The sequence below is a fragment of the Micropruina glycogenica genome, assembly GCF_900289045.1.
Lineage (GTDB): Bacteria > Actinomycetota > Actinomycetes > Propionibacteriales > Propionibacteriaceae > Micropruina > Micropruina glycogenica.
In genome coordinates, this window is sequence record NZ_LT985188.1 from 3082487 (window position 1) to 3095644 (window position 13158).

The 13158-nt window shown below is 67.8% G+C and carries 9 protein-coding genes; 6 read left to right on the forward strand and 3 right to left on the reverse strand.

Translation table 11 applies throughout. The annotated features are described in order from the left end of the window. Window positions 1-278 precede the first annotated feature (278 nt). Both gyrA and MPLG2_RS14470 read left to right on the forward strand, forming a co-directional pair. The gene (gyrA, locus tag MPLG2_RS14465) at window positions 279-2906 is read left to right on the forward strand and encodes a DNA gyrase subunit A (RefSeq protein ID WP_105186745.1); all 2628 of its coding nucleotides are present in this window, start codon (window positions 279-281) and stop codon (window positions 2904-2906) included. A 17-nt stretch (window positions 2907-2923) separates the two neighbouring features. After that, entirely contained in the window at window positions 2924-3553 is a 630-nt protein-coding gene (locus MPLG2_RS14470) for a DUF3566 domain-containing protein (RefSeq protein WP_105186746.1), read from the forward strand. A gap of 102 nt (window positions 3554-3655) precedes the next feature. Here MPLG2_RS14470 and MPLG2_RS14475 read toward each other — a convergent pair whose 3' ends face one another. Continuing rightward, entirely contained in the window at window positions 3656-4711 is a 1056-nt protein-coding gene (locus MPLG2_RS14475) for a LacI family DNA-binding transcriptional regulator (RefSeq protein WP_197709956.1), read from the reverse strand. Window positions 4712-4840: 129 nt separating this feature from the next. Between MPLG2_RS14475 and larE the strand changes: the two genes are divergently transcribed. From larE to MPLG2_RS19080, 4 genes are all read left to right on the forward strand, one after another. Continuing rightward, window positions 4841-5683: an ATP-dependent sacrificial sulfur transferase LarE gene (gene larE / locus MPLG2_RS14480; protein ID WP_105187698.1), complete on the forward strand. Its 843-nt coding sequence runs from the start codon at window positions 4841-4843 to the stop codon at window positions 5681-5683. Then, the gene (gene larB, locus MPLG2_RS14485; RefSeq protein WP_105186748.1) at window positions 5680-6396 is read left to right on the forward strand and encodes a nickel pincer cofactor biosynthesis protein LarB; all 717 of its coding nucleotides are present in this window, start codon (window positions 5680-5682) and stop codon (window positions 6394-6396) included. The genes larE and larB overlap by 4 nt, the downstream gene beginning before the upstream one ends. Before the next feature lie 55 nt (window positions 6397-6451). Beyond that, window positions 6452-8233 (forward strand): beta-glucuronidase, encoded by a 1782-nt coding sequence (gene uidA / locus MPLG2_RS14490; protein WP_105186749.1) that lies wholly within the window; start codon window positions 6452-6454, stop codon window positions 8231-8233. 318 nt (window positions 8234-8551) lie between these two features. Next, on the forward strand, window positions 8552-9961 hold the full coding sequence (locus MPLG2_RS19080) for a nuclear transport factor 2 family protein (RefSeq protein ID WP_197709957.1): 1410 nt from the start codon (window positions 8552-8554) through the stop codon (window positions 9959-9961). 120 nt (window positions 9962-10081) lie between these two features. Here the strand turns inward: MPLG2_RS19080 and MPLG2_RS14500 are convergent, their stop codons facing one another. Then, window positions 10082-11278: a DDE-type integrase/transposase/recombinase gene (locus MPLG2_RS14500; RefSeq protein ID WP_173909610.1), complete on the reverse strand. Its 1197-nt coding sequence runs from the start codon at window positions 11276-11278 to the stop codon at window positions 10082-10084. A gap of 231 nt (window positions 11279-11509) precedes the next feature. Next, window positions 11510-13096: an IS1182 family transposase gene (locus MPLG2_RS14505; protein WP_105187699.1), complete on the reverse strand. Its 1587-nt coding sequence runs from the start codon at window positions 13094-13096 to the stop codon at window positions 11510-11512. Window positions 13097-13158 lie beyond the last annotated feature (62 nt).

Genomic DNA, 13158 nt, shown 5'->3' on the forward strand with positions numbered 1-13158 from the left:
CGGGCATGTTCTCCGACCGCTTCAGTGTCACGGCTGCGAATGGGCCGGTCGCACCACACTCCTGCCGAGCGGAGGGCCTTGGCGGTTCGCCTTCATTCCGAGTGTGACCTCGCTTCGCTCGGAATCCGTGGAACCGATCTCGACCAGCGGGCGTCCGTCGTCATCCCGGCGAACGCCGGGATCTCTACCCGCGCCCAGGGGTCTCGACAAGCTCGACCAACCAGAGTGCGAGTCTCGACCGCGCTCGACCAGCGACACACACGATTGGAGACTGACCGATGACTGACGGTCCGATCGACGACGCCTCTGCCGAGGTGCCTGACGAGGCGAGCGACGGTGCGGTGGAACCCACCACGGCCCGCACCGACGAGATCGACCTGAACGTCGAGATCCAGCGCTCCTACCTCGACTACGCCATGTCGGTGATCGTCGGACGGGCCCTGCCCGACGTCCGCGACGGGCTCAAGCCCGTGCATCGCCGGGTGCTGTACGCCATGTACGACGGTGGCTACCGGCCCGACCGCGGCTGGAACAAGTGCTCGCGCGTCGTCGGCGAGGTGATGGGCCTGTACCACCCGCACGGCGACTCGGCTATCTACGACACCCTGGTGCGGCTCGCGCAGCCGTGGGTGATGCGTGCCCCGCTGGTGGCCGGTCAGGGCAACTTCGGCTCGCCGGGCAACGACCCCGCAGCCGCCATGCGTTACACCGAGTGCCGCATGGCGCCGCTGGCCATGGAGATGGTTCGTGACATCAACGAAGACACCGTCGATTTCAGGCCCAACTACGACAACCGCGACACCGAACCGACGGTGCTACCGGCCCGGTTTCCGAACCTGCTCGTCAACGGCTCCACGGGCATCGCGGTCGGCATGGCTACCAACATTCCCACCCACAACCTGCGTGAGGTGGCTGAGGCCGTCCAGTGGTCGCTCGAGCACCCGGACGCCACCAAAGAAGAACTGCTCGAAGCCGCCATCGAACGCATCAAGGGCCCCGACTTTCCGCTCGGCGCCCTGATCGTCGGGCGCAAGGGCATCGAGGACGCCTACCGCACCGGGCGCGGGTCGGTGATCATGCGGGCGGTCATCGACATCGAAGAAGACAAGTCGGGGCGCACCCTGCTGGTGGTCACCGAACTGCCCTACATGTGCAACCCCGACAACCTGGCCACCAAGATCGCCGAACTCGTCAACGCCGGCAAGCTCACCGGCATCAGCGACATTCGCGACGACACCTCGGCCCGCACCGGCCAGCGCCTGGTGATCGTGCTCAAGCGCGACGCCCAGCCGCGGGTGGTGATGAACAACCTGTACAAGCACACCCAGCTGCAAGACACCTTCGGCTGCAACATGCTCGCCCTGGTCGACGAGGTGCCGCGCACCCTGCGGCTCGACCAGTTCATCAGCCACTGGATCAAGCACCAGATTCAGGTCATTCAGCGCCGCACGGCGTTCAGGCTCGCCGAAGCCGAGAAGATGGCCCACATCTACCGCGGCCTGGTGAAGGCTTTGGACGCCCTCGACGAGGTCATCGCGCTGATCAGGCGCAGCCCTGATGCCGACGAGGCTCGCACCGGCCTGATGGGGCTGCTCGAGATCGACGAGGCGCAGGCCAACGCGATTCTCGAAATGCAGTTGCGCCGGCTGGCGGCGCTGGAGCGGCAGAAGATCATCGACCGGCTCGCCGAGTTGGAGCGCCAGATCGCCGACCTACAAGACATTCTCGACCGGCCCGAGCGGCAGCGAAAGATCATCGGCGACGAGCTCGCCGAGATCGTCGAAAAGTACGGCACCGATCGCCGCACGCGCATCATTTCGGCCGACGGCGACCTGTCGAACGAAGACCTGATTCCTGACGAAGACATGATCGTCACGATCACCCACGGCGGCTATGCCAAGCGCACCCGCACCGATCAGTACCGCGCCCAGAAGCGCGGTGGCAAGGGTGTTCGGGGCGCCACGCTGCGCGCCGACGACGAGGTGGAGCACCTGTTCGCCACCACCGCGCACCACTGGATCCTGTTCTTCACCAACCTGGGCCGGGTGTACCGGGCCAAGGTGTGGCAACTGCCCGAGGCCGGCCGTGACGCCAAGGGCGGGCACGTCGCGGGGTTGCTGTCGTTTCTGCCCGACGAGCACATCGCCCAGGTGCTCACCCTGCGCACCTACACCGACGCGCCCTACCTGCTGCTGGCCACCAGGCGCGGACTGGTGAAGAAGACGTCGCTGACCGCGTACGACTCGCCCCGGCAGGCCGGCGTGATCGCGGTGGCCTTCCGCGACGCCGACGACGAACTGATCGGCGCCGAGCTGTGCTCGTGGGCCGACGACGTGCTGCTGATCTCGCGCAAGGGCCAGGCGATCCGGTTCCCCGCCAGTGACGAGTCGTTGCGTCCGATGGGCCGTGCCACCTCCGGCGTGGCCGGCATGAGGTTCCGGCCGGGCGATTCGTTGCTCAGCATGTCGGTGATCGACGCCGACATGCCCGAGGACGACCGGTACGTGTTCACCGTCACCGACGGTGGCTTCGCCAAGCGCACCACCGTCTCGGAGTATCGTCCGCAGAGCCGTAACGGGCTGGGTATCAAGGCGATGAAGCTCAACGAAGACAGGGGGTCGCTGGTCGGTGGGCTGGTCGTTCAGGAGAACGACGAGATCATGGCGATCAAGACCTCCGGGCAGATCATTCGATCGTCGGTGAGCGAAGTTCCGGCCAAGGGCCGAGACACCATGGGCGTGAAGTTCGTTGCCGTCAATGGCGACGACGCCGTGTCGGTGATCGCGCTTTACCCGGAATCCGGCGCCGATGAGGAAGAATCGTCCCAAACGACGGTGACGGACAGCTTGCCGAAGTCGGATACGGTTGGGCCGAACGCGTCTGACGAGCCGCAGCCGACCGACTGAGCAAGTCGAGGAGAACTATGAGCGACCAGCAGGGCACGACCCGCACGTCCGCCTCGGGCAACGTGTGGAGCTCGGCCCCCGCCGGTGCAGGCGCATCGGACCTCTACCGTCCTGACAGTGATCGGCCGACGCTGCCGAACCCTCCCGACTTCGAAGAGCCGGACGAGACCCGGGTGCAGCCGGCCGTCACCGACAAGGCGCCGGCGGCCGACAAGCAGCCGCCGGCCGCCGCCCGTCCAACGGTGGTGTCGGCGGGCCCGCGCTCGGTGGCCAGGCGCACCCGCAAGGCCCGGCTGCGGTTGTCGCGCATCGACCCGTGGTCGGTGATGAAGACGTCGTTCTTGTTCTCGATCGCCTTCGGCATCATGTTCTGGTTCGCCACCTACGTGGTGTGGTCGGTGGTGGGCGCGTCGGGTCTGCTCGATTCGGTCAACGCCATTCTGCAAACCCTGCTGAGCAACCCCAACGACCAGACCCAGGTGCGCATCGAAGATTTCGTGAACACCAACAAGGTGCTCGGCATCGCGGCGCTGATCGCCGTGATCAACGTGGTGCTGCTCACCGCCATCGGCACGCTCACTGCGTTTCTGTACAACCTGTCGGCCAACATTCTGGGTGGCCTCGAGCTGACGCTCGCCGAAGACTGACGCCAGGTCGTCCTGGCCGGTCCAGGGTGGCGGCCCAGCCTGAACAGGGACGGGGACGGTTCTCGATCCGGACCAGCCACCGCCTCGACCAACGATCAGCGGTTACTGGGGCCCTGATCCGGACGCCCGGCCGACGCCCATCGCAGGCGAAACCCTCTGGCTGCGCTGAGCCGTCGAGCCGCGCACCCGCAGTTGCACCGGCATCACCATCGCCTCGGTGGCCTGCGAGCGGGCGCCGTTCAAAATGGCGACCAGGTTGCCGACCGCGTTGGCACCCATCTGCCGCATCGGGGCCGCGACCGTGGTGAGGGTGGGCAGCACCAGCCGGGCGATCAGAATGTCGTCGAACCCGATCACGCTCACCTGTTCGGGCACCCGCAGGCCGGCCTGCATGAGGCCGTGCATCACGCCCACGGCCACCAGGTCGTTGTAGCCGATCACCGCGGTCGGACGGCGCTCGGCCAACTGCCGCGCCGCCGCGAGTCCGCCCTCGAAGGTGGGCAGCACGGGCCCCACCCGGTGCACCGTCATGCCGAGCGTGTGGGCGTGGTCGCGTAGCCCTCTGAAGCGCATGCCGTCGGGCCAGGCCGCCTCAGGGCCGGCCACGTAGTACACGTCGTCGTGGTGCAGCTCGCGCAGCAGTTCCAGAGCCATGCGGGCGCCGCCGGCGTTGTCGGTCACCACGCTCGGCACGTCGACCATGGCACGGTTCATCGACACCATGGGCCGCTGCTTGGCGATCATGCGCAGCGTCGAGTCGGGCATGCGTGAGCTGCCGATAACGAAGCCCTCGACCACCGGGATCAACCGCTCGAGCGCGGCCCGCTCTCGGGTGCCCGACTCGCGGCAGTCGGCCAGCAGAATCTCGTAACCCACCTCGTTGGCGGCCAGTTGAGCGCCCCGAATGAGCTGGCTGAAGAACGGGTTCGCGACGTCCGACACCATCACGCCGAGCAGCTTGGTGCGCGTGGTGGACGGCCCCTGCCGAATCTGCGCCGACCGGTACCCCAACTGCTCGGCGGCCTGGCGCACCCGTTCGGCGGTGTCGGCGTTGACCCGTCCGGGGCGCGCGAAGGTGCGGCTGACCGTCGAGGGCGCCACTCCGGCGGCCTTGGCGACGTCGTAGATCGTCACAGGTGCACGCGACTGCTCTGTCACGGCCTCATGGTAACGGTCACTGCTCGTCAAGCGGCAGCAACCGATGGCAACGGCTTGGCGAGCGACCGCGGGCGCTGTTTGATGGCAGAAACCATTTCACCGATCGGCGAGCGCACCCAGGAGACGCCCATGAGCACCACCGAACTCAGCCCTGCCGCCACCGCGTTGGTCGACCGGGTGACGGCGTCGTTGGGCGACCCGGCGCGCTTGGGGGTCGCCTTTTCGGGTGGCGTGGACTCGTCGGTGCTGCTCGCCCTGGCCACCCGGGCGCTCGGCCCGGGCCGCACGTTGGCGATTCTGGGGGTGTCGGCCAGCCTGGCCGCGGCCGAACGGCGGGCCGCGCACGCCGTGGCAGCCGGCATCGGGGCACCGCTGATCGAGCTGACCACCAACGAGCTCGACCGGGCCGACTACCGGGCCAACGGCGCCGACCGTTGCTTTCACTGCAAGACCGAACTGTTCGAACGCATCGACGACGAGCTGGTCAAGACCCACGGCCTGACCGCCGTGGCCTACGGCGAGAACGCGGACGACGCACGGCGCCCCGACCGGCCGGGCGCCCAGGCGGCGACCAACCACCAGGTGCTGCGTCCGCTGGCGGCCGCCGGGCTGACCAAGGCGGACGTCCGGGTGCTGGCCCGGGCGCTCGAGCTGCCCTGCGCCGACAAGCCCGCTGCGCCCTGCCTGGCCTCGCGCATTCCGCACCACGAGCCGGTGACGGCCGAGAAACTGCAGCAGATCGATGAGGCCGAGCAGGTGCTGCACGACCTGGGCTTCGCCGAGGCCAGGGTGCGGCATCACGGCGACGTGGCGCGCATCGAGGTGCCGGCGGCCGACCTGGTGCGGGCGGTCACCGAACCACTGCGCGGCCGGCTGTTGGGCGGGGTGCGGGCGGCGGGCTTCCGGTTCGTCAGTCTCGATCTCGGCGGCGTCCAGTCAGGGGCCTTCACTTTGCCGCTGGTGACCCGTTGAGCGCCGACGAGGGGGCGTGGCGTCCGCCGGCCGAACTGACCGGCGTTGCCGAACTCGACTTCGACCGGGCCCGGCGGCGCGGGTACCCCGAGGCTGTCTACTGCGAGTTCAAGACGCCCGAGCAGCTCCGTTCGATTGCGGCCGAGGTGGGCCGGCGTGAGGCGCGAACCATCTTCACGCGGGCGTCCGCAGAACAGGCCACGGCGGTGTTGGACGCCTTGCCACAAGCCGGTCACGACCCCGAAGCGCGGCTGCTGTGGTGGCCCGCTGAGCCGCCGCAGGCCAGCGGGGGACTGGTCGTGGTGGCGGCAGCGGGCACGTCCGACCTGCCGGTGGCGCGCGAGGCGCAGCGCACCGCCGAACTACTGGGACGGCGCACCGAACTGGTCGTCGACGTGGGCGTGGCGGGCCTGCACCGCATTCTGGCCCGGCTCGACCTGCTGCGCAGCGCCGCCGCGGTCGTGGTGGTGGCCGGCATGGACGGCGCCCTGCCCAGCGTCGTTGCCGGACTGGTGGCGGCCCCGGTGGTGGCGGTGCCCACCTCGGTGGGCTACGGCGCAGCGTTCGACGGGCTGGCACCGCTGCTGACCATGCTGAACTCGTGCGCGCCCGGCGTGGCGGTGGTCAACATCGACAACGGCTACGGCGCCGGCCACCTGGCCGCCCAGATCGCCGCACCCGCCCCCACGACAAATGATGGCAACCGTTCGTAGACCCGCAGCGGCTGCCGCGACACTGAGAAGAACTGACTCGAAACAAGGAGCAACGATGCTGCGACCCCAAGACACCTCCACCCGCGAACGCAAACCGCTGGGCGGCCTGTGGTCGTTCCGTCTCGACGCCGCCGGTGACGGACGTCGCGACCAGTGGTTCGCGGCCCCTCTGGCCGACGCGCGTGAGATGGCGGTGCCGGCCAGCTACAACGACATCATTCCCGGCGCCGAGAGCCGCGACCACGTTGGCGACGCCTGGTACGAGACCACGGCGGTCGTGCCGCGTGGCTGGGCCGGGCAGCGCATCGTGCTGCGCTTCGATTCGGCCACGCACGCCGCGGTGGTGTGGGTGGACGGCGTCGAGGTGATGGCGCATTCGGGCGGCTACACGCCGTTCGAGGCCGACATCACCAGCCTGGTCGAACCCGGCCAGAAGGTGCGCATCACCGCGGTGGTCAACAACGAACTGACCTTCGAGACGGTTCCGCCGGGCATCATCAACGACACCCCCGAGGGTCGTCGGCAGGTCTATTTTCACGACTTCTACAACTTCGCCGGCCTGCACCGGCAGGTGTGGCTGTACGCAACGCCGACCACGTACGTGGGCGACATCACCGTGGTCACCGACATCGACGGCGCCGACGGCGTGGTCGACTACGCGGTCGACGTCGCCGGCGACGGCACGGCCGAGGTGCGGGTGCGGCTGCTGGACGCCGACGGCACCGAGGTGGCGACCGGCGCCGGGGCGTCCGGTCAGCTTCGGGTGCCGAACGCGCACCTGTGGGCCCCGGGCGACGGCTACCTGTACACCGCCGTGGTCGAACTGGTCGACGGTGTTGAGGTGGTCGACAGCTACGAGCAGACCGTGGGCATTCGCACCGTGAAGGTCGACGGCGCGAAGTTCTTGATCAACGGCGAGCCGTTCTACTTCACCGGGTTCGGCCGGCATGAAGACACCCCGGTGCGCGGCAAGGGGCACGACGACGCGTTCCTGGTGCACGACTTCGACCTGATGAACTGGATCGGCGCCAACTCGTTCCGCACGTCGCACTACCCCTACGCCGAAGAGGTGTACGACTACGCCGACCGGCAGGGCATCGTGGTGATCGACGAGACGACGGCGGTCGGGCTCAACCTGGGCCTGATGGGCGGCGTGTTCGGCGGCATCAAGCTCGAAACGTTCTCGCCAGACACCCTGGGGCAGGTCGCGCAGGACGCGCACCGGCAGGTGATTCGCGAACTCATCGAGCGCGACAAGAACCATCCCTGTGTGGTGATGTGGTCGATCGCCAACGAGCCCGAATCGCACACCGACGCGTCGGAGCAGTACTTCAGGCCGCTGTTCGAGCTGGCCCGCGAACTCGACCCCAGCCGTCCGGTCGGCTTCGTGAACGTGATGATGAGCCCCCACGGCGGTTGCAAGGTGGCCGACATGTCGGACGTGCTGATGCTCAACCGCTACTACGGCTGGTACGTCGACCATTCCGACCTGGGCAACGCCGAGCGCAACTGGCGCAAAGAGATGGACGGCTGGGCGAGCGAGAACAAGCCGATCATCATCACCGAATACGGTGCCGACACGATCGCCGGCATGCATTCGGTGAACGGCGATCCGTGGTCTGAGGAGTACCAGAGGGACTACCTCGAGATGAACCACCGGGTGTTCGACGACTACGAACAGGTGGTGGGCGAACACGTCTGGAATTTCGCCGACTTTCGCACCAGCAACGCGATCTTCAGGGTGGGCGGCAACAAGAAGGGCATCTTCACCCAAGACCGCAAGCCCAAGGCGGCTGCGCACCTGCTGCGCGAACGGTGGACGAACCTCGGCCGCTGATCCGCCCTGCCGCTGGTTGAGCTTGTCGAACCCCCCACGTTGGTCGAGCGTGTCGAAACCCGTCTGACCAACGAGGGTCTCGACACGCTCGACCGACGCCTCACAGCGGGCTCGCGCCGAGTCCGCGCGCGTGCATCCCGGCCGGTATCGGTGCTCGTCACAGGCTGATCGGCGAGCGAACATGCGTCTGGGTGCCGGCGCGTGCGAACCAACCGCGCCCGCAGAGGCTGGGCGGCCCACGGGTAGCACTGCCCACGGAACGTTCTGCGGCCCGTTGAACCCGTAAAGTTGAGTGATCCCGAACTGAAGGCGTGAGTGATGACCGACCCGAACAACCCGCAGAACCCGAACCAGCCGCACAATCCACAGGTGCCGTCGGCCGGCAGTCCTTACCAGCCGGGCTACGGTGCCCCTGGTCAGCAGCCCGGCTACGGCGCTCCGGGTCAACAGGGTTATGGCGCACCCGGCCAGCCGGGCTTCGGTCAGCAGCCGTCCGGTCAGCAGCCCGGCTATGGCCAGCAGCCGTCCGGTCAGCAGGGGCAGCAGCCCTACGGCCAGCAGCAGCCCGCACAACAGGGTCAGCAGCCCGGCTACGGTCAACCCACCGGCGGCTACCAGGCACCGGGTGCTGCGGCGTCCGGCCCGGGTCAGTACGGCGCTGCAGGGGGTCAGCCCCCGGCGTGGGGCCAGGCGCCCGTGCCCGGAGCGAAGCCGGCCAAGAACAACAAGATGCCGCTCATCATCGGTGGCGCCGTGGTGTTGATCGTCGCCCTGATCTTCGGCCTGATGCAGCTCAACCGTGGCAACAACAACGCCGGCACCGGCACCCCCACCGGCTCGGCGACCGCCTCGCAGGGCACCGGGGTGGGTGCTGCGTCGGCCACCGAGGTCGTGCAGAAGTACTACGACGCGCTCGCCGCGTCCGACCCCGACGCCATCTTCGCGCTCGTGCGTGGCGATCTGCCCGATCGCACGTTTCTCACCAAAGAGGTCATGACCGCTGCCGTGCAGGCCGCACCGATCACCGGTCTGCAGTTGACCGTGCAGGACGAGACGAAGTACAGCGCCGAGGTGCAGGCCAGCTACACGATCAACGGCCGCACCAAGACCGACAAGTTCTACGTGAGCGCGCGCGACGGCGCTTTCTACCTGAGCACGATCACCGGACGCCTCTACGTCAAGGGTCTCAGCCCGGCCGACACCGGCCTCACCGTCAACGGTGTCGCAGTCCCCGGCGACGCCGACTCGATCGACGTCTTTCCCGGTGGGTACACGCTGGCGTCCACCAGCCCGATCTACACGTTCAGCAAAGACAAGGTCGTGGTCGAGGCGGTGTCGTCGTCGAGCACCGACATGTTCGAGATCAAGGTGGGGCTGTCGGACGACGCACTGAAAGACTTCAAGGCGGCCACCACCAAGCTGGTGAACTCGTGCAAGAAGCCCGGCAGCCTGGTCAGGGACGACTGCGGCATTCGGTTCCGCCAGCCGTCCGGCGACAAGGCGAAGCCCAGCACGATCGCCTGCACCCCCTCGGGCACCAACTCGATCAACCGCATGAAGCCGTCCCTCGACACCTCGGACCTGTCGGTCTCGGCGTCGCTGAGCATCAGCTGGACCTGCACCATGAAGGGCAGCAAGGGCAGCTACCGGGGCTACGACTCGCTGGTGCGGGTCTACGGCACCGTGGCTGAGGACGGCACCTGGAAGGTCACCGGCGAGCGTCCGTGATCGTGTGACTCGGCCGCCCCGACACGGGGCGGCCGAGCCGTATCCCGCGTCGAGCGTCTTGCCTCACGTCAAGATGTCCGCGGGTGATTGGCGCGTGCCTCATATGAAATGTCCGGATGGTTAGGCGGCGGGGCGGGTGCCGAGGGTGCGTGCTTTGGCTAGGTCGATGAGTTGTTGCTGGATGTGGTTGATGCCTCGGGTGATGCGTGCTGGGTTGAGCTTGTCGTGTTCGGCTGCGAGCCGGGCACGGGTCGCGGGGTCGGGCGGGCCGGTGTCGAGGAGCCGCTGGTAGGGGGTTTTGGGTTTGTCGTAGACACGCTTCTTGCGGCCGCTGCGGGTCTGGGTCCAGTCGACGGCTTTGACGCAGGGCAGCAGGTGGTTCTTGCGGGCCATGACCAGGTCCCAGAGTTGGTTGAGCAGGGCGAGTTCGGTGTCGGTTTCGTAGCGGTAGCGGAAGGCGTGGCGGCGGACCCAGTCGCCGTTGCGTTGCTCGATGTGGGCGTTGTCGTTGTGGTGGTAGGGCCGGCCGCGGGTGATCGGGATGTGGTGGTCGTCGCACCAGGCGATCACGGACCAGTTCATGAACTCGGAGCCGTTGTCGAAGTCCATGCCGGCGATCGGGAGGGGTGCCAGTTTGGCGATCCATTCCAGGCCGGCGTGGACGTGCACGAACGCGTTGTTGCGGATGCTGCGCAGCATGGTCCAGCCGGTCACCGGATCGGTTGCTGACAAGGTGCGAAGGAACTCGCCTTTGAGTGTGTGGCCGCAGTGAGCGACAGTGTCCAACTCCAGAAACCCGGGCACGGTGATCGGGTCGTCGGTCGCGGTGCGCAGCGGGATCGAGGACCGCAGGATGTGCGAGGGTCGGGTGCTGGACAGGCCGGCGGCGGGGTAGCCGGCAGCCTTGTGCGGTTTCAGGTAACGGTCGATCGTGGCTGCCGACATCGACCTTAGTTCGTCGATCACCGTGTCGCTGACCCGGTCGGCGACCTTGCCGAGCTCACGGTCTCGAACCAGCCGACACAGGGTGTCCTCCATCACCACGGCCAGGTACTTGCCCGATGGTTGACCGGCCAGCCGCCACACCTCCTGCAACACGATCAGCGCATCGTAGGAGTACTTGCGTGGGCGTGGTTTCCGCTGCTGGTCGCGGGCCGCGCCCTTGCGGGTGGCCGCGGCCCGGATCGCTCGGCGGGCGTGATCGCGGGTCCAGCCCGTCGACGCCACTAGCGCGTCGAGGATACGGCTCTTCTCAGCTCTGTCCGCCTTCGCGTATTCGCGGGCGAACTTCTTGGTCACATCACGGCGCGACGCCATCGACAACTCCCTGCTCACAGGGCCAGGGAACCCCAACAGCTAGGAGTCTGCTGAACAAGGCGCCATTTTGAGGGCGTGGTGGGCGTGTGAGGCGGGCGGGACGCCGCCAGGGTCGTCGAGCGGCGAGTTTGGGTCAGTGCCCTTGATCGCGACGACGGTGTCGTGCCGCCCGTCTGGGGTCCGTCGTGGGCGCTGTTTGGCTGGGTTGTATGCCCTGTCCGGGGCGGTGGGTCAGGCGATCGTCCAGCCGGTCGGTCCGTGGGTCAGGCCAAGGGCGAGGAGTCGGCGCAGGTTGATCGCTGCGATCCGATTGTGGAGCCAGTTGTTGTTCCTGTCCACGCCTCGGTAGGGCACCTTCCGGCTGCCTCGGGTCAGCCAAGCGATCGTGCGTTCGACCATCGGCCGGTGTTGTCGGTAGGTGGCCTGGAAGTCGGCGTCGAGGGCCCGCTGACGGTGCTGACGTTGCAGCAAGTCGTGAGGGTGCAACTGGATGGTGCGACCCTTCGCCGCGGTGGTGCACCGCTGCCTGAACGGGCAGGCTCGGCAGGCGATGCCGAACACCGCCTTACGTGTCTTGGTGATCGTCTTGGTGATCCCGGCCGGGCAGGTCAGGGTGCCGGCGGCCGGGTCATGGGTGAAGTCGTCGTTGCCGAACCCGCCGGCGACGGCGGGCCGGGTCGGCCACGGTTTCACCAGCGCTGCCCACCCCTTGCCCTCGAGCGTGTGCAGCATGTCTCCGGTGGCGTAGGCCGAATCACCCAACACCTCAACCGCGCCGGTATCGATGGTCGGATCGGCGACCACGAGACGGGCACCGACAGTGGCGTCGCTGTTGTCTGGGCCGGCAGCCTTGGTCAGCTCAACCATCGTGGCCAGCCCGGTGTCGGGCTCGACCACCACGTGGGCCTTGAACCCGTCCTGGCGACGTTCCACTGTCTTGTGCGCATGCCGCGCCTCCGGGGCGACGGTCGAGATGACCCGATCCGGGGCGACCCGCCGGGCGATCCGCCACTGGCCATCGGTGCCGTCAGAGTCTTCGGCCGGTTCGACATCCTGCCCGGCGACCAACGCGAGTAGGGCGATCGCCTCGGCCGGCTTGCCGCCAGCGGCAGTGATCGTCTCGACATCAAGGCCGTCGAGCAGGGCAAGGGCGTCGTTCACGAGTGCGGTCACCAACTCGTCGCGGGCCTGGGCGTCGTCCCACGCGATCCGCGGTTTCGCGGTGGAGTCGTAGCCCTGCCCGGTCAACGCGGCCAGCCGAGTGCACCGCTCGCCGATCACCTGATGGGCGCCGGGCACCTCCCGGCCCACCCGGCGGACCTGGGCGATCAGCTGGGTGACGGTGTCCTGTCGGGCCACCGCATCATCCAGGATCGTCGAATCCAACGCCCGCCGCTGACGACCTTTCACCGCACCCGTCGCGGCGATCACGTCCCGGACCACCTCAAAGATCCGCTGCGGCCGCCCGCTGGACGCCAGCCGACGCCGCCACACCGTCAACGACGACGCATCGAACCCCTTCGCGTCGATCGGGAACCCGCACGCTGCTTTCCACCGCAGGTCGAACGTGAGCGCCTCGACCGCTTCCCGGTCCGACAACCCATGAAGGGACTGCAGCACGATCACCGACGCGATCACCTCGCCCGGGATCGAGGGCCGTCCACGGCCTGAGGGGAACAAGTCAGCGAACAACGCGTCCGGGAACAACCGCTGCCGATGCTCGGCCAGGAAGCGGAACACGCTGCCCTCCGCCAGCAGATGCCCCGCCAACGACTCCACATCCAACACGTCCCGCTGCGGACTCCACTCACCCTGCACCACCCAAGAATTCCAGCCGACCACCAATCAGGTCGCGCGGCACGCAGGCGAATTGTTCAGCA

Excerpts from the sequence above, each read along its gene's own strand:
- uidA (WP_105186749.1), top strand. The coding sequence starts at position 6,452 with ATGCTGCGACCCCAAGACACCTCCACCCGCGAACGCAAACCGCTGGGC.
- gyrA (WP_105186745.1), top strand. The coding sequence starts at position 279 with ATGACTGACGGTCCGATCGACGACGCCTCTGCCGAGGTGCCTGACGAG.
- larE (WP_105187698.1), top strand. The coding sequence starts at position 4,841 with ATGAGCACCACCGAACTCAGCCCTGCCGCCACCGCGTTGGTCGACCGG.
- MPLG2_RS19080 (WP_197709957.1), top strand. The coding sequence starts at position 8,552 with ATGACCGACCCGAACAACCCGCAGAACCCGAACCAGCCGCACAATCCA.
- MPLG2_RS14500 (WP_173909610.1), bottom strand. The coding sequence starts at position 11,278 with ATGGCGTCGCGCCGTGATGTGACCAAGAAGTTCGCCCGCGAATACGCG.
- MPLG2_RS14470 (WP_105186746.1), top strand. The coding sequence starts at position 2,924 with ATGAGCGACCAGCAGGGCACGACCCGCACGTCCGCCTCGGGCAACGTG.